Below are 17613 nucleotides of genomic sequence, written 5' to 3'. Positions count from 1 at the left end.
TGAATTCGAAAACTTCCCAGATGTATGTATAGCTGCATACGGTAGTTCAAAGGATAAATTATTTGATGATTTAATTAGCGCATACCATGGTGAGTGTCAGGCTATAAAAGAATCGATAATAAAGGGCCTTTCAGTACTGTATCTATTTCATAGAGTAGAACGAAAGAAATTGATTCAGCTAATAACGAAAGCCAACGAGCGAAAATTATCTATGATTGAGAGCGAACTTCTAGATCGTTTTGAACGAATAATAATGAAGATTTAGTTTTAATTCTACCGTTACGATGAATAGCTTTGGGCAATAAAGATGGTTACGGAGGAATTTATTACCAAATTGCTCCATTTGGAAAATAGTTAGTTTGTAGATTCGGGTGAAACTGATTTTAAACGAGAAGATGAAAAAATTCAATTTTGAAACCAGCACGCCAAACAAAAATACGTTACTTGATACCCCTATCTGCTGGGTCCGTCTATAAGACTATGGGCTGATTTTAAATGCACAATCACTGACCGCGTGTGTGTTCACATTACGATAAAGACGTTGTCCCTAACAGCGTCGATCGCCCTCATTGTTTTTCTTTGAGGTTTGTATCTCGTAATTTGGTTTTTAAAATAAATCGTTATCTCCCACGTATTATTACTATATATTTCTTTTATTTCTTGTAAACTAGCTTTTGTTGAATAACGGGATGTGAATCCTTTTTTATTTTTTTCGTTGAATAGTAATTCAAGCTCACTGCTTTTTGCCTGAATGACTTCGTTTGCAATTTTCAAGCTGTCAATGGTTTTGTATAGAGTAGCGCTTTTAATACTAAAATTTACTATTGCAGAATCCTTAATTGCATTTCTGTATCGAAAAGTCATATCTAAAATTAATTCTTCGTTTGATCTTTCATCTTTGAATAAAATAGGTTTGATAAAATTTTGAGTTCCCTCTTTACCAATATAAAATGTCTCAAAGTATTTTTTTCCTGAATTAGTGGTTGGTGGCACAATAGATGAACAGCCATTACACATTACGGATAACACAATGAATACAGCCAATGTAACGGATGAGTCATTCCAATAGCCAATCAAGATATTTTTCATAGATTATTTTTTGAATCGATTTGAGAGTGCGTTTATACTGAATAAAGAATCAGATAAGTCAGCTGAATTTGAAACCGTTAAGATATACACCAAGTTAGTGTCAAAGCTCTTTGTGTATGATGTGATTTGTTCTTGTTCAATACTATATTTTTTGTAAATGTAACTGGTAGAATCACTTTTGGAAACCGTTTGATTGAAAGTTGATGTAAAACCATGATTAGCCAATTCTTTTATTGATGTGTTGAACGGGATTCCAATAAAAATTAAATAGTCATCCGACTGTATGCACCTAAATAAGGGTATTTGTACAGGCTTTTTATCGTAAAACAAATTAAAAATCTCTTTATTCTTTGGATCAATGTCGGCGACTTCTTCATCTTCATTTAATTTAAATGAAACGTCATTGAATAAAAATATATGTTGGGTCGGTTTAGAAGTACAAAACAGCAGTATCATGCTAATTGATACATAAAGAATCAAATTTTTCATAAGTTGCGGTTAAAAAAAGTCAAGGGGCTTATCCCCTTGACTTAAGGTTTAATTATTTACCTGTTACAATTGTCTCGTAGGTAACAATTAAATTAAGCAGATTTCCTTTCTTAATATCGACAGTTGAAATTTCGGAAATCCCTCCATTTTTAGCTGCGGTTCGAATACTTGCATCTGCATCAAAAAATAGCGCTCCTAAATAACCTGTTGCTTTAGCCGTTCCGACTTTCTCTCCAATCGGGTTGCTTGTAGCGGTAACGGGTAATGTCAATGAACAGCTTGACATCATCGCAACAATCGCAAGTGATGCGAAAATTGTTTTTACTTTTCTCATAAGTGTTAAATTTGAATTATTCCTACTCGTGTGGCTTTTCGGAATACGCCCCGTTTTTTTGTGTGGGTGCTGGTCTCCACGTAGTTAATTAAACTTATTTTTGGATGCTGCATGATCGGTCGCCGTGATCGGCACCACCTGCATGGCAGAAAGGAGCGTCAGACCAAGGGTCATCAACCGCAGCGAATTCAAGAGGCATTGCATTCATGGTAGTGCGAATCTTTTTGCAATGTTGGGGATATTTTGCCTTCCCCGGTAAAACCTGCAAGCTTGCAAATACCCGATCCTCGCTTGGTTAATTTCAAGGTGAGGCGCCGCTCCGTCCGGGAGACCTGGTTCGACCGAAGGGAGCTCAGGTATATCCCATTTCGAAGTTCAGGGAAGTAGCTCTGCTACGTACCCCGGCGCCCGGAGGGATTTCGCCGTGAAACCGTATGGGTTTTTATTTTGGGAACAACATTTGCCAAATTCCCAAAGATTTTTCCTGCCCGCTGCGGTTCTTATCACTGGCAGGCTGAATCTTGCAGGGCTTCTAATCGATACACGATGTGCCGCTTGCTTCCTGCCTCTTCGTTTAGCAGGCAGGCGCAATTTCATGGGGTCTAAGTCGGGTAAATCCCGGGTAAATCCGGTCCCTTTGGCGCATCTTTTTCCTCACTAGTCGACCTGCTCCTCCCCGGTAGTCATCGCAGTAGCAGCAGCGTTTGGCCTTGGAATCAGGTTTTTTGGGATTTGGATGGGATCGCCGGGTCTTGATTTGGACCGGAGGCATCTCGGGTATGCCCTTCGGTTACCTGCCGCGGGAACCGGTAGCCTCATTCAGCTGCCACCCCCCCTGCACGGGAATGGGCCAATTGGCGAAATCCCCACGGGCTTGGCCCAGGCGGGCGACATTTACCAGCAACTCCTTCCTTCCGGTTGGTGCCCTGGAATTTGCAAGCTTGCAAAAACGGGGGAACTACCGTTTAGTTTATTATCTTTATCTGTTCAGGATTAGCAAATCAAAAAAACGAGTCAGCAGTGGTGGGTAGAATGATAAAAAATAGAACGGATAACCAATGAAAACAGGAAATCAATCAGGGGCAGGTAATTTTACTTTCGGAATAGTGGCCGATCGGGATCGGCAAGTCAGCTACCAACACCTCGACCCCGAGCCTGCTGCCCGACCAACTGGAAAAACCCGGCAATCGGAAGGAATGGATGGCCTCAATACGTGGAGCGGTACCGGCTGGAAGTAGCGGCATACCTGGTCAAAAAGTGTGGTTCCATAGAAAAAACCTACAATCAAAGCGCTCCTTACTTCTATTCATTTACTTTTTGTTACCTATCCAATGAAGCATTCAAAAATCAAGAATCCATTCGTAGTCTCCTATCCAATTGATTATCAATTAGAAAACCAGCATGGAAGTAAAACGATGTCAATTAAACATTTCAAATAGACCGGGTGTCAGCTACTTTTAGTTGCTTAATTCTTCAGGAATTAGAATATTAAGAGTTGCAAAAGTCCGAAGATGTCTTTTAATTGAAAGATCCAACTAATGTTTTAAAAAAATATGCCCGTAAAAATCCTCCTTTCCCGAAACTTTGATCACACTCATGAAAGGCAGTTATTCGATGAATTTTGTAATAAGCTTTACAGTAATTTCCACCAGTCCCCAGACCTTTATTTGTGCATTGGCAATCTTCATGTTGAAGGAAGAGAGCTTGATGCTTTACTCATAAAGAAGGATGCGATTTCTGTCATAGAATTTAAAAATTACGGAGGAGCCCTCACATTCCATGAAAATGGAGACTGGCCCATAACTGTCATTCAAGATGGAAACGCAAACACGTTATCAGTCAGGGGAGGGGCCAATGAAAATCCCTATCAGCAGGTAAGGAGAAATAAATTTGCCCTACTAAACACACTAAACCTTTTTGGAAATTTTCAGGACACCAATCTTGGACATATTTCGGGGATAGTTTTATTCTCTAAGAATATTGAATTTGATCTGTATTCTATCACTGATAGAATTGCCAGCTGGTTCCATATCACCGATCTAGCACATTCCATCCAAAAAGTAAATCAAATTACCAGTACTGGGATTAGTTTGTCCAACCATGAAATAAGAGGTTTTCAACAATTGTTTAATCTGGGGTTTGATAGTGAAGTTCCCGTTCCTGAAGAATTTCAAACCCCGAATTACCCTGAAGAAGAGGAAATAACTGAGGATCAGGAATTAGAAAATCAAGTAAACGAGGAGGTGGTAACTCCAGAGTATCTTGCGATGGAGCGCTCAATCGAGGACATTGTGCAAGATTCCGGATATAGAATTGTTCATAGAGATATATTGCCTGAAAGACCTGCTGGAACCCTTTCAACAGATAATTTAAATCTATCAGGCGGTACAAGAAACTATCTAAACCAAGCCGTTGGAGGTCAGATTTTTCTGCACCAATATCGAGCGCTGGAGTTATTGAGAGAAAATGATGGACAACCAAACAATGTCTGCTTGGCTACTTCTACCAGCTCTGGTAAAAGTTTGGTTTTTTATGCTCAAGCGCTTGAAATAATAGAAAAAAATCCATCAGCCAAAATTTTAGCGATTTATCCTTTAAAAGCTCTGGGTTACCAACAGGAGGAAAAATGGAAGCAAGCCTTTTCCCTTTCAGGCAAGGCATTAAAAGTAGGAAGAATTGATGGCACGGTATCTACAAATGAACGACGAAAAATAATAGAAGATTCAAATGTTGTTGTAGTAACGCCAGATGTCATTCATTCTTGGTTTTTAGTCAACCTTGACAAAAATTTTATTCGGAGCTTTTTCAGAAATTTAGACTTATTAGTAATCGATGAAGTCCATGTTTATCGCGGTGTTTTCGGTTCAAATGCAGCTTTTCTTTACCGAAGGATTCATTTGGCATGTCAAAAGTTGAAACTACAAACATCAAATCCTATACAGGTCCTATGCGCTTCCGCAACCATTAGTAACCCCGAACAATTTCTTCATCAATTGACAGGTTTGGAATTTACTATTATTGACCATGACCATGAAACTTCTCCAAAACATCCTATTGAGGTTTTCCTTCTTGATCCTCTAGATGATTCAGAGCCTTTTAGCCGAATTGCTGATTTTATTAATCGAATCTCAGAGGACCAAAATAATAGAAGTATAACGTTTGTTGATAATAGAAAAGCAGTTGAACAAATTGCTACAATCACAGATCGTTTAGACAATCGGATTTCCCCTTATAGATCCGGCTATGAATCTGAAGATCGAAAAAAAATTCAGGATAAGTTATCGGATGGAACATTAAGAGGAGTTATTTCCACCAGTGCATTAGAAATGGGAATTGATATTGGACATTTAAATGTTGGAATTTTATTTGGTGTACCATCTTCTCAAACCAGCTTCATGCAAAGAATTGGTAGGATTGGCAGACATCAAGCTGGATTTGTTTTAATTATTAATGACAAAAGCATTAGGTCAGAAAGAGTTTTTCAAAATCCTCAAAATATCTTTAACATCCCTCCTGCCGATACTGCACTTTATCTGGATAATGAATTCATCCAATATATCCATGCTCTCTGTTTGGTTGGGTTAAATGGCGCCCCTGAAGCCCAGGCAATTAATATTGATCAGTTGGAGGACAGTGAAGTCAAATTTCCAGATGGATTCCTAAATCTATGTGAAAAAGTAAAAAACTCAATTGAGCCTCAGCACTTAAAAAATCTCAACCCAAATAATAATGAAATCCCGCAGCAAACATTCCCATTAAGGGATATTGAGAAACAGTTTAAGATTGAATTACTCGAAGGAAGAGACATTTTAGGTTTAGGGGAAATGACCAAGAGCCAGCAAATGAGGGAGGCTTATCCAGGTGCAGTGTATTACCACATGAAAAGACCCTATCGAGTCACCTCGATTGAGCAATATAAAATTTGCTTGAGAAATGAAGCGCATTACTCAACTAGACCTATATTGCAAATCATGCCATATCCAAATCTTGGGGATGGTTTGATACAAGGAAAGCGATTCACAAATACCTCTGTAATAGAATGTAATCTTGATGTCTATGAAAATATTTTTGGATATTATGAAAGAAGAGGAGGAGCTGATGAAATCTCGGTCTCCTATCCAAATAATTATTTTTCTAGAAGAACGTATTCACGCAGGATAGTCACTACGGGAGTTTTGATTGGCAGAGGCCCTCTATCACAAATAAGTTCAGCTGAAAAAGTTGAGGCAATTGCTAATATTTTTTTCAATGTGTTTTTGACAAATATTCCTTTTGAACCTCAAGATTTGAATTTTTGTATAGGATCATTTACCGCTCTAAATAATGGTGATATCTTCGATACGGGAGAAAGATACCTCTGCATTTATGATAAAACCTATGGTAGCTTGAGGCTGACCTCTAGGCTGATGTTCCAAGAGGTACTTTTGGCAAGCATAAACTCTGCCCTAGATTGGTTAGACACCGCCGAATATGTTTACACCAAGGATGGAGAACAAGTATTTATTGATCAGGAAATCATCGACTTTTTCATCAATTTAAGGACTGAAGTTTTAGCCCCTGAAACAGAAATTCAGAGAAATAATCAGAATGAACGTAATGCCATGAATCAGCAGGTAGTCCCTATACTTTCACTGAATCAAAAAATCAAAATCATCAATGATGATCAAGATTACATCATCGACTGGGTGTATCCACAAATTGTAAACGGCGTATCCACCATTTTATATGATTTAAAGATTGAAAACTCTGATGAAACTTTAGAAGGAATACCTCAGTCATCTCTTCAGGTCACAGAAAATCATACCTTAACTCAATATGACTTAGTAAGAAGTCGAATTTTATAATGGCAAAAATTATTACCAACGAAGCTGGGAATAAACTGGCTACAGAATTAAAAGAATTGATCCAACCGGGTTCAGACTTGAGTCTAATCGTGGATCAGTTTAGTATTTATGCTTTTATGTTTTTGAGTGACAAGTTCGAAGACATCAATTCTTTAAGAATTCTCTGGACGAATCAACAGGAAGAAAAGGTGCGTCAGATTTTTGGGACGGCTGATGAGATGGAATTCAAAAACCAGTTTCTTCTCCGTTTTGCAGCTGAAACTTGTGCTGATTTCTTCAGTGCGAAGACACAAATCAAACAAAGCGTTCCCAGTTTGAATATGCTACTTGGTACAGGGACAACCAAATTTAGTGCTTCCTTTATTTCCAATGGATTTACCAGTGAGAACCTTGGATTAGTGGCAACGAATCAAAAAACAATCACTGAGGTAAAATCCAAAAAAGAAGAACAGCCTATTATAGATCAGTATCAGATGCTCTTTGATATTCAGTGGAGTCAAGCAGCAAAAGATATAAAAGCCGACCTATTAAAAGAACTGGAGCGTGCTTACAAGGACTACAGCCCTGAGTTTTTGTATCAGTTTACCCTGAGTCGGATCTTTGAAGGGGTAGATGAAGTAAGTGCGGATCAAAATGAAATCAGCCAAATCGGGCTTACTGATTCCAAAATCTGGAATGAACTCAAACCCTTTCAGCAAGATGGTGTCCTTGGTGCCATCCACAAAATAAAAAAATACAACGGCTGTATTTTGGCAGATAGTGTAGGTTTGGGCAAAACCTATGAAGCATTGGCTGTAATTAAGTATTTTTTGTGCCGAGATGGTAACGCCCGGGTTTTGGTGCTTTGTCCTAAAAAGCTTAGAGAAAACTGGAGAATTTTCAAGGTAAATGAATCTGAAAACTTCTTCCAAAATGATAATTTGAGGTACGACTTATTAAGTCATACAGATCTATCTAATCAAAACCCAGATAGAGAAGTGGATGGACTTATTTTGGGGAGGGTAAACTGGGGCAATTATGACTTAGTAGTCATTGATGAAAGCCATAACTTCCGAAATGACAATACACGTTACAAAAAGCTGATGGAAGAAGTTGTCTCCAAAGGACTCAAGACCAAGGTCTTATTGCTTTCTGCTACTCCTGTCAACAATAAAATGAATGACCTCAAACATCAGATTTATGTGATGACTGAGAATAGAGACGATGCTTTTCATTCAGAGGGAATTCCTTCTATTGCCAAATTGATGACGGGGGTTCAGCGGGAATTCAACAAATGGATTGAAGGAGATAGAAACCCTGATAAGTTACTTGAAACACTCAGCACCAAACATCCTAAATACTTTGACCTGTTGGACAAAGTGAGTATTGCCCGATGTAGAAGGCATATCCGGAGTTTTTATGGAGAAACTATTCATTTCCCTGAACGATTACAGCCAGACAACACTCCTGTAGCTGGTAACAATGGCGGTGCTCTTAGCGATATCGAAGCCTTAGTAGAAGAAATGAATCAGCTGAATCTAGGTCTGTATGCACCCATTACCTATCTCCGTGATGATAATGGTATTCCGGAAAAATACGCTCAGCGATACGATAGTGAAGTGTCGAGAGGGGTTATTTTCAAACAGTCGGACAGGGAGGAAAGCTTGATTTACTTAATGAAGGTTAATCTTCTCAAGCGCTTGGAAAGTGCATCCAGTTCATTTGGCCTGACCATCAAATCAATTTTAGATAAAATTGACGATATCCTACATAGAATTGAACGCACCCAAGGTTATCTCGAGGATTTCAATGAAATCCCCGCTGAACTGGAAGATTTAAGGGAAGAACTGAGTGTCGGTAAAAAAGTTCGAATTGAAATCCAAGATATGGATTTAATCAAATGGAAAAATGACCTGGAAAATGATAAGGCCATCCTTGAATCCATCCTTAGAAAAGTCCAGGCAGAAGGCCCTGCAACTGATCCTAAACTGAATCTTCTAAAGCAAAAAATCACTCAAAAAATCAACCAGCCAATCAATCAAGGAAATAAAAAAGTCTTGATTTTTACGGCTTTTGCGGATACGGCTTCCTATCTGTATGACCAAATAGCAGATTGGGCTCAAACTAAATTTGGACTCTACACAGCCTTAGTGACTGGCGGAACCACTGCTGATAAAACCAATCTACCCCGGGTAAAAAATGAAAGAGGTACGTACTACAAAACTGATTTCAACTATTTATTGACTAACTTCTCTCCTGTCTCCAAGCGTAGAGAAACCACGTATCCCAATTGCCAAGAACAAATCGATATTCTCATGGCTACGGATTGCGTATCAGAAGGCCAGAACTTACAGGATTGCGATTACTTGGTCAATTATGACATTCATTGGAATCCGGTACGCATTGTTCAGCGATTTGGTCGAATAGACCGAATGGGCTCGATTAATCAACGCATCCAAATGGTTAATTTCTGGCCTATGGATGATCTGGATACCTATATCAAGCTTCGTGGCAGAGTAGAAGGGCGTGCTGTGATGGTAGATGTGTCAGGTACAGGAGGTGATAATGTCATCTCTGAAATGGAGCATGAAAAGGATGCGCGAGAAGAAACCGACAATTACCGGGTCAAACAGCTTCAGGAACTGAAGGATAATAAGGGCGTCGAGATCGATGACTTGGGAGGTGGTTTGTCTATTTCTGATTTTACCTACAATGACTTCAAATCTGACCTTCATCGCTTTTTGAAGGAAAATCAGGATGCAGCTATCAAAACGCCTGAGGGTATCCATACCATTCTTCAAATCCCTGCTTCCGAAGAATCCATCGAGGAAGGAGTGGTATTCTGCATCAAACAGCGGGATAAAAACACCTTTTTCCTCACGTATTTGAATAAGCAAGGCAAGGTGGTAATGAATTACAACCGAAGAAAGAAAATCCTGGATATCTGTAAAAAGCTTTGTGTGAACAATTCCAAGGTAGATGATAGTCTTGCAAAGCAATTGGCAAAGGAAACCAAGCAGTATTCAGATATGCGTACCTATCGGGAGCTTTTCCAAAAAGCCATAGAAGGTGTGATCGGAAAGAGTACAGAGGAGGGGGAACGCACGCTCTATCAACTGGGAGGAACCGTTCCTGCGGCCGGATTGTCCGCCACGCCTGAGAATTATGAATTGGTCAGTTTCTTTATCCTCAGAAGATGAGATTAATAGATCATTTGAAGTGGCCTGCCGCCTCCGTGTTTTCTATCAAGATGACCAAAAAAGTCCTCAAGGAAGTTCAGCCAGATGTAAATCAAGATCTTTTGGACAAAATAGAGAAGATGATTTGGACAGGATCCCTTAAGCCTCAGCATCTTCAAATTCCTGCTTTCATCAATGAGGAGTTCTGCTATGATGAGGTAGTTAGCGTCGAGGTGGAGCTTAGAGAGAAAGCAGCTGCCGATCGGGTAGCTAGACTGTTGCAAAAAGCGATTCCTTATCCCTTGGTACTTGGGTTTATTTATAAAGAGGAATTCTGCTTTCAGCTAGCGGAGAAAACGATCCATCAGCAGCAAAAGGACAAGCGGAAATTGAATCAGGATAAGTTCTACTTTTCGGAGTGGATGGATGCTGAAAAGCTCAGCGAGCAACAAAAGACCTATCTAACTAATCTATTTTTGGACAAAGTAGGCGGTACCCACCTCAAGGAGTACTTTGATAAGCTGATGCATCATATCCATGATGAAAACAGACAAGATCAGCTTGCACTCCTGGCGCTGGAGAAAAAAGCCATAACGATAAAAAACGAATACGCTAGGGAAAGAAATGCAGCCAAAAAGGCAGAGCTGCATCATCAGGCCCGTGCTCTAGCCGAACAAATCAAAGCCTTAAAATCACGATTAAAAGACAACTAACAATATGGAAAAAATCACCAAAGACCATTCCCTGAGCGGAAGCCAAGATATACTGGCCGAAAATATTCAGAAACTCAAAGAAATTTTTCCTGAGGTATTCAGTGAAGGCCGTGTGGATTTTGAAAAACTACAACTACTACTTGGTGATCTTATCACACCTAATGATGAATTGTACGGACTTAACTGGTGGGGGAAAAACGAGGCCATCAAAGAATCCATGAAACGATCACTCGGGACCCTACGCCCCGACAAGGAAAGTAGCAAGAACTGGGAAAAAACTGAAAATATATACATCGAAGGAGACAACCTGGAAGTACTCAAGCTCCTCCAAAAAAGTTACAATGGGAAGATCAAAATGATCTACATCGATCCTCCTTACAATACGGGCAAAGACTTTGTCTATAAAGACAACTACAAAGACAACCTGAAAAACTATCTCGAACAAACCGATCAAGTAGACAGCGAAGGAGTTAAGCAATCCACCAATACCAAAGAAGATGGACGGTATCATTCCAACTGGTTGAATATGATGTATCCCAGATTGAGGTTATCGAGAAACTTATTGAAAGATGACGGGGTAATTTTAATTAGTATCGATGATAATGAAGTTGATAATTTGAAAAAACTTTGTGACGAAATATTTGGTGAAACAAATTTCATTTCAAATTTAATATGGCAAAAAAAAACGGGAGCTTCAGATTCATCCACGATTTCAACAATAACTGAAAGTATCATCGTGTATTGTAAAGACATTAATTTTATAGAAAATACTTTTTCTAGAAATTTTGAGTCTTTCGATCTAACTAGGTATCGCAATAAAGATGAACATTTCGAACTTAGAGGACCTTATTATACAGATAATCTAGACAGAGGTGGACTTCAATATAGTGATTCATTAAATTTTGGAATTGAATGCCCAGATGGTACTTTATCATTTCCAAATGGAAGAAAAGAATTTCAGAACGATGGTTGGATATGGAAATGGAGTAAATCTAAAGTTCAATGGGCAAGAGAAAATAATTTCATAGAGTTTAAAAAATCAGATAATAAAAATAGTGGATGGTCAGTTTACTATAAAAATTATTTGAACGTTGATAATGAAAATAATCAAATAGTCAGGTCGGCTCCTCACAAGAATCTTATAACTTCAATTCTTAATGCGAGTTCTTCCTCTGATATGAAAAAACTCTTCGATGAAAGAGTTTTTCAGTATACTAAACCTGTTGACTTAATTAAATTACTAATTAAGTATGTAAATTTTAAAAATAATGAAATAATACTTGACTTTTTCTCTGGTTCTGGGACAACTGCTCACTCTGTTATGCAATTAAATTCAGAAGATGAATTAAATAGAAAACATATTCAAGTACAATTACCTGAAATAACTGACGAAAAAAGCGAAGCGTTTAAGTCGGGGTATAAAACAATAACAGAAATTGGAAAAGAAAGAATACGAAGAGCTGGTGATACTATTTTTGCGGAGAAAAAAGAAGAACTAGATCAATTAAAAGCTAAAGCCAGTCTAATCCAAACCGATGAAGAAAAAGCTAAAATTCAGGAGTTGGAAGAGATTATTGCCAAACTGGATATAGGCTTCAAAGTATTCAAGCTGGATAGCTCTAACATTGAAGCTTGGGATACCGAAATGCCTGAGACGGTCCAGGGAATCCAGACCAGACTGGAAGAAAGCAGAAACCACCTGAAGAAGGGCAGAACGGAAGAAGACTTGCTCTATGAATTGCTGCTGAAGCAGGGGTTGTTACTGACTTCTCAGATAGAAGAGCGCAGCATTGCCGGAGCCAGGGTTTACAGCATCAGCCATGGGGAATTGTTTATCTGCATGAATGCACCGATTACCATGGAAGTAATAGAGGGAATAGGTAATTGGGGTAAGGAAAGTATAGCAGAAGCAATAGTGGACTTGAAACCTGTTTTGGTGCTTAAGGATGAGGCTTTTGGCAAAGACGATGCTTTCAAAACCAATGCAGAGTTGAGATTGAAGAATGAATTTGGATTTGCCAAAGTAAATACCCTCTAAACCATGCAGATCCATTTTAATCAGAGCCTCGCTTATCAGCTGGAGGCCATTCAGTCGGTAGTAGATCTTTTTCAGGGAGGTAACCGCTACGATTCTGTTTTTTCGGTAGCCAAGGTTAATGAGGACTTGTTTGGAAAAATAGAAAAAGGGTACGGTAATGATCTGGTCATTTCTGAAACCCGCCTGCTTGAAAACCTGCAGGAAGTTCAGGCAAGAAATGCCGTTGGGCTCAGTGATAGCTTACGCAAAAGTGACTTGCAGTATTCCATAGAGATGGAGACCGGTACCGGCAAAACCTATGTGTACCTGCGGACCATTTTCGAGTTGAATAAAGTCCATGGCTTTACCAAGTTTATCATCGTAGTGCCTTCCGTAGCTATCCGTGAAGGGGTGAAAGCCACCATCCGTCAGACTCGGGAGCATTTTGGGGGGCTTTATGACAATGTGGTCTTTCGGGATTTTGTATACAGCAGCAGGGAAGTTTCTCAGATCCGAAGCTTTGCAGTCAATGCCTCCATCGAAATCATGATCATCAATATCGATGCTTTTAATAGCCAAGATAAAGTGATCAATAAACCGCACTACGAAACGGGTGGCATTCCCCTGAAAGTCATTCAGAATGTCAATCCCATCGTAATTCTGGATGAGCCTCAGGAAATGGAGAGTGATAAGGCGCAAAGCAGTATCAAAGACCTGAATCCCCTGGTAGTTTTGCGCTATTCTGCCACGCACATCAATAAGGTAAATTTGATTTATCGCTTTTCGGCTTACGATGCCTACGAGCAGGGCTTTGTCAAGCAAATAGAAGTGGCGGGCATGCAGGCTGCCAATGATTCCAATGAAGCTTTTATCCGATTCTATGACTATGATCCTAAGAAACAGGATATCCGGCTGGAACTGGATGTGCAAAAGTCTAATGGGGAAGTGGAACGAAAAGTGGTCAAGTGTGACGTAGGAGATTCTTTGGAAGACCTGACCGGAAGAGAAATTTATCGGGATTATACCATTGGGGAGATTTCCGTGGTCAACAAACGGTGGCAGCTAAGTTTCACAACGGTAGCCAATCGATTATTTCTTGGGGAGACCTTGGGAGGCTTGAGTGTAGAAGCTTACCAACAGGTTCAGATTTACAAAACCATTGAAGAGCACCTGGATAAAGAATTGTTTTTTGCAGGTCGGGAGAAGAAGATCAAGGTATTGAGCCTTTTTTTCATAGACCGAGTAGCCAATTTCAGAAGCTACGATGAGGATGGAAACAAGATTGACGGAAAGTATGCCCGATGGTTTGATGAAGCCTATCAAAGATTGAGACAGTTTTCGAAGTACCAAATCTTGTTTGAATTGCCTTCGCATAAAGAGACTCCTTTAGAAAAAGTAAGGGACGGATATTTTTCTCAGGATAAAGGCCGTATGGTAGATACGACAGGCCAGACTGGTAAAGATGATTCTACCTACAAGCTAATCATGGAAGAAAAGGAGAAGCTGTTGAATTATGACAATCCGCTCCGGTTTATCTTTTCCCACTCTGCTTTGGGCGTGGGTTGGGACAACCCGAATGTCTTCCAAATCTGCACGCTTAACGAATCCCAATCTGAAATTAAGCGCAAGCAGTCTATCGGTCGAGGCTTGCGTATTTGTGTGGATGAGACGGGTAATCGGGTATATGACCGTTCGATCAATACCTTGACTGTAATAGCTAATGAAACTTATGAAGAGTTTGTGGAAAACCTTCAGAAGGATATCGAGCTGGAAACCGGGGTGCCATTTGGTTCTTTCCAGGCGGATTATTTCTCCAATGCAATCGTTGATGCCGATGAAAACGGAAAGCCTGTGATGTTGGGCGAGAAAAAGTCTGAAGCAGTTTTCAAAGCGCTGAAGGATCTCAATTTGATCACTGAATCAAAGGCGAAGATTTCAGGTGTCAAAAAGAAAGTTACCATTGGAAAAGTTACCGATGAATTGATTTTAAGAGTTAAAAATAATAAGCCCTTGGGTTTGCCATTAGACTTACAGCCTTTTGAAGCGGTTATTGTCGAAAAAGTAAAAGCCATCATTCCGAAAAAGACCAACATCAAAGACAAGTCCAAGGAACGTACGCTCAAGCTGAATAAGCAGGTGTATCTCAATCAAGACTTCTTGGAGCTTTGGAATAAGATCAAGTACAAGACTACCTATGATGTGAAGTTTGATTCCGAAGCCTTGAAAGCAAAAATCGTAGAACGGGTCAAAGCACAGATCAAGAGAGAAGGTTCAAAAATCATTTACAAAAAAGCCGCAGTAGCACAAAAGCTTTCAGGCTTGGAAAGTAAAGAAACGTACATTGATGTTATCGCTGTAGAAGAAAAAGCAACCTACCTTCCAGACGTGTTGAGTTTCTTGCAAAATGAAACACAGTTGACGCGTAATACGCTTATCGATATTTTGCTGCAAGTTGACCTTGAATCGCTGAGAATCAATCCCCAGCTCTTCATGGAGGAGGTGCTTCAGATCATCAATGAAGTGAAACTGGAGTTTTTGGTGGATGGTATCCAATACCGAAAACTGGATAACCAAGAGTACTACGTCCAGGAATTGTTCGAGGCGGAAGACACACCCATCAAAGGATACATGGAAAGTAACCTATTGGAAAGTACCAAGTCTCCATTTGATTATGTCCGATATGATTCTACCGTGGAATCCGATCTTGCCAGATCCTTTGAAAACAGCAATAATGTGAAAGTTTATGCTAAGCTTCCTCCAAAATTCAAGGTACAGACACCACTTGGCGATTACAATCCCGACTGGGCTTTGCTTTGGGAACAGGGTGGAGATACCAAGCTGTACTTCGTTTTGGAAAGTAAGGGTTCCAAGTATAAACTGAAGCTAAGACCCATGGAATACTTCAAAATCAAATGTGGGAAGAAGCATTTTGAGTCCTTGGAGCAAGATCTGAAATATGAGGTGGTGGCCAGTATAAATGATATAATATCCATTAAATAATTAGTAATAACTGTCTTAATCTTTTTATCTAAGGTGGCTTTTGTTGCTCTACTATCCGTCTGCCTTTTTATTGACCTTGCCTACCGCCAAGCGTGAGGTACGGGCCGCTTGTGATGAAGGTAGTGCCAAATGACGTATTAGTGTGGTGGGAGTAGTCAGGGAGGTAAATGATTAGACGGACTAAACTAAAGCTGGGAACTATAGGCCTTGGCTCAAAAAGGAACTTATTTCAAAAAAATAAACTCAAAAACTATCTACACCCCAGAGGTATAGCATAAAATTGAAGAACTTAAAACTGTTAAATCGGATGCCATACTTGTTCTTCAGGGTCAGGCAGATTTGATTGATCTTACGGAATTTGAAGAGGGAATAACAGAGGTAGAAAGTTTTAATCGGGAAGATAATGGCCTTTTTCAAATACCTCCGATATGACTAATTTTTCTTGTGATTAGTTAAAATTAAGATTTTGAACCACATGATTTCGTTTGAGATAAGGAGTCCTGAGATATTAAAGGTGATATTGAAGAGTTAAACAAAAATGACTTAGAAGCCTTAGAGCCTGTATTTCGAGAGCAAGGCAAAGAAGCTGTTAGTTTACCTATTAACAAAGCTGAGATAATCAGTCAGTTTCTATCTTATGGTATTGGGGTGTTTTTAGGACGTTATCGCTTGGATAAACCGGGCTTAAACATTGCTCATCCTAATCCAACAGAAGAAGAAACAGCTAGGTACAAATATAACGGGCATAACATAGAAATAGATGAAGACGGCATAGTACCCTTAATGGGCGAAGATTGTGCCTTCCCCGATGATGGCTTGGTACGTACCAAAGATTTGGTGCATGCCGTTTGGGGAGAAGGTAGCCTAACGGAAAACATCAATTTTATCCATGATGCCTTGGGTATGGATCTGCACAAGTGGCTTACTGAGAAATTTTGGGGCTATCATACCAGCATGTACAAAAAGAAACCCATTTATTGGTTGTTTAGCAGCAATGTGAAAAAACCCAATAATGCAGCCTTCAAGGTATTGGTGTACATGCACCGCATGGATAAATACACCGTGCAGAAAATACAACGCAGCTACCTGCATCCACACCAAGAGTACATCAAGCGAGAAATAGAAAAGCTTTCGGACAACGAAGAAAATCTGAGCCGCCAAGAACTCAAACGCCTTGAAGAATTGCGTAATCATGAGTTGGAATGCCGAGACTATAATGAGGTATTAAAGGAACTAGCCAACCAACAAATTGAGTTTGACTTGGATGATGGTGTAGATGCCAATTATGCTAAATTCGAAGGAGCGGTGGCTAAAATATAGACTTTGATGATCTTGTAAAGCTCATCTTCGTGTTGGCAAAAACCAACGTTAAGCATGTTTATTTTATTTAGCGTTGGCAAAAACGAACATACTATTCAGATTTATTTCTTATATTTGTGTTGGCAAAAACCAACCTTAATAGGTTAAAAAATATTTAGTGATGGCAAAAACCAACAGAATATCAGCGGAAATATCAGATTCAGCTATAGTGTCCGAAATAGGGCAGTTCATTAAGCATACCAGGTCGCAAAAAAACATTACGCAGGCGAACCTAGCGGAAATGGCAGGCTTAAATCGGTATACCCTTAGCCAGATAGAAACAGGAGAATCCATTACGCTTTCAAGCCTGATTCAGATACTAAGAGCACTTGATTCATTGTATGTACTAAAAGAGTTTGAAGTCAACGATGAGATAAGTCCGCTTGAGTATGCCAAGTTGAAGAAAAAGGAGAAAGAGCGTGTAAGAACTAAGGAGACAAAGAATGAAAAGAAAGAAGATCTAGGATGGTAGATGTAGCCGAGGTAAAAATATGGGGAGAACTGGCCGGTGGAGACTGTAATCTCAACTCTGTCTAAGCTTGGAATTTAGTTTTAAATTTTATAAGTAGTAGACATGAGTACAGAAGAAAAAGAAAACCTAAAAGAGAAA

At 39.5% G+C, this 17613-nt stretch carries 11 protein-coding genes; 8 read left to right on the top strand and 3 right to left on the bottom strand.

The genetic code is table 11. From position 1 onward, the window contains the following. Positions 1 to 522: 522 nt before the first annotated feature. From GCU44_RS21320 to GCU44_RS21310, 3 genes are read right to left on the bottom strand one after another with little or no spacing between them, the layout of a single operon-like run. On the bottom strand, positions 523 to 1089 hold the full coding sequence (locus GCU44_RS21320; protein ID WP_154859427.1) for a hypothetical protein: 567 nt from the start codon (positions 1087 to 1089) through the stop codon (positions 523 to 525). Between the two features lie 3 nt (positions 1090 to 1092). Then, positions 1093 to 1578 carry a hypothetical protein gene (locus tag GCU44_RS21315; protein ID WP_154859426.1) on the bottom strand — a complete coding sequence of 162 codons (486 nt, stop codon included), beginning with the start codon at positions 1576 to 1578 and terminating at the stop codon, positions 1093 to 1095. Positions 1579 to 1630: 52 nt separating this feature from the next. After that, positions 1631 to 1912, bottom strand: a complete 282-nt coding sequence (locus GCU44_RS21310) for a TRL-like family protein (RefSeq protein WP_154859425.1) — start codon at positions 1910 to 1912, stop codon at positions 1631 to 1633. Between the two features lie 1058 nt (positions 1913 to 2970). Here GCU44_RS21310 and GCU44_RS21305 point away from each other — a divergent pair. The 8 genes from GCU44_RS21305 to GCU44_RS21270 all read left to right on the top strand — a co-directional run bounded on the left by GCU44_RS21305 (position 2971) and on the right by GCU44_RS21270 (position 17475). Then, complete coding sequence (locus GCU44_RS21305) at positions 2971 to 3150, top strand: hypothetical protein (RefSeq protein WP_154859424.1); 180 nt, start codon at positions 2971 to 2973, stop codon at positions 3148 to 3150. A gap of 315 nt (positions 3151 to 3465) precedes the next feature. Then, complete coding sequence (locus tag GCU44_RS21300) at positions 3466 to 6756, top strand: DEAD/DEAH box helicase (RefSeq protein ID WP_154859423.1); 3291 nt, start codon at positions 3466 to 3468, stop codon at positions 6754 to 6756. Continuing rightward, positions 6756 to 9935 (top strand): SNF2-related protein, encoded by a 3180-nt coding sequence (locus GCU44_RS21295; protein WP_154859422.1) that lies wholly within the window; start codon positions 6756 to 6758, stop codon positions 9933 to 9935. Before GCU44_RS21300 ends, GCU44_RS21295 begins: the two co-directional genes overlap by 1 nt. Next, the gene (locus tag GCU44_RS21290) at positions 9932 to 10627 is read left to right on the top strand and encodes a DUF4391 domain-containing protein (protein WP_154859421.1); all 696 of its coding nucleotides are present in this window, start codon (positions 9932 to 9934) and stop codon (positions 10625 to 10627) included. Before GCU44_RS21295 ends, GCU44_RS21290 begins: the two co-directional genes overlap by 4 nt. Before the next feature lie 4 nt (positions 10628 to 10631). Beyond that, positions 10632 to 12665 carry a site-specific DNA-methyltransferase gene (locus GCU44_RS21285; RefSeq protein ID WP_154859420.1) on the top strand — a complete coding sequence of 678 codons (2034 nt, stop codon included), beginning with the start codon at positions 10632 to 10634 and terminating at the stop codon, positions 12663 to 12665. A gap of 3 nt (positions 12666 to 12668) precedes the next feature. Continuing rightward, complete coding sequence (locus tag GCU44_RS21280) at positions 12669 to 15644, top strand: restriction endonuclease (RefSeq protein ID WP_154859419.1); 2976 nt, start codon at positions 12669 to 12671, stop codon at positions 15642 to 15644. 669 nt (positions 15645 to 16313) lie between these two features. After that, positions 16314 to 16964 carry a hypothetical protein gene (locus GCU44_RS21275; RefSeq protein ID WP_154859418.1) on the top strand — a complete coding sequence of 217 codons (651 nt, stop codon included), beginning with the start codon at positions 16314 to 16316 and terminating at the stop codon, positions 16962 to 16964. A 160-nt stretch (positions 16965 to 17124) separates the two neighbouring features. Next, positions 17125 to 17475 (top strand): helix-turn-helix domain-containing protein, encoded by a 351-nt coding sequence (locus GCU44_RS21270; RefSeq protein ID WP_154859417.1) that lies wholly within the window; start codon positions 17125 to 17127, stop codon positions 17473 to 17475. The last annotated feature ends 138 nt before the right edge of the window (positions 17476 to 17613 follow it).

Origin of the sequence: Cyclobacterium xiamenense, from assembly GCF_009467825.1 — a bacterium.
Lineage (GTDB): Bacteria > Bacteroidota > Bacteroidia > Cytophagales > Cyclobacteriaceae > Cyclobacterium > Cyclobacterium xiamenense.
This window is presented reverse-complemented; position numbering and strand designations above follow the sequence as displayed.

Bases quoted from the DNA above. Each gene is read 5' to 3' on its own strand.
- GCU44_RS21320 (WP_154859427.1), bottom strand. From the start codon at position 1,089: ATGAAAAATATCTTGATTGGCTATTGGAATGACTCATCCGTTACATTG.
- GCU44_RS21315 (WP_154859426.1), bottom strand. From the start codon at position 1,578: ATGAAAAATTTGATTCTTTATGTATCAATTAGCATGATACTGCTGTTT.
- GCU44_RS21310 (WP_154859425.1), bottom strand. From the start codon at position 1,912: ATGAGAAAAGTAAAAACAATTTTCGCATCACTTGCGATTGTTGCGATG.
- GCU44_RS21305 (WP_154859424.1), top strand. From the start codon at position 2,971: ATGAAAACAGGAAATCAATCAGGGGCAGGTAATTTTACTTTCGGAATA.
- GCU44_RS21300 (WP_154859423.1), top strand. From the start codon at position 3,466: ATGCCCGTAAAAATCCTCCTTTCCCGAAACTTTGATCACACTCATGAA.
- GCU44_RS21295 (WP_154859422.1), top strand. From the start codon at position 6,756: ATGGCAAAAATTATTACCAACGAAGCTGGGAATAAACTGGCTACAGAA.
- GCU44_RS21290 (WP_154859421.1), top strand. From the start codon at position 9,932: ATGAGATTAATAGATCATTTGAAGTGGCCTGCCGCCTCCGTGTTTTCT.
- GCU44_RS21285 (WP_154859420.1), top strand. From the start codon at position 10,632: ATGGAAAAAATCACCAAAGACCATTCCCTGAGCGGAAGCCAAGATATA.
- GCU44_RS21280 (WP_154859419.1), top strand. From the start codon at position 12,669: ATGCAGATCCATTTTAATCAGAGCCTCGCTTATCAGCTGGAGGCCATT.
- GCU44_RS21270 (WP_154859417.1), top strand. From the start codon at position 17,125: ATGGCAAAAACCAACAGAATATCAGCGGAAATATCAGATTCAGCTATA.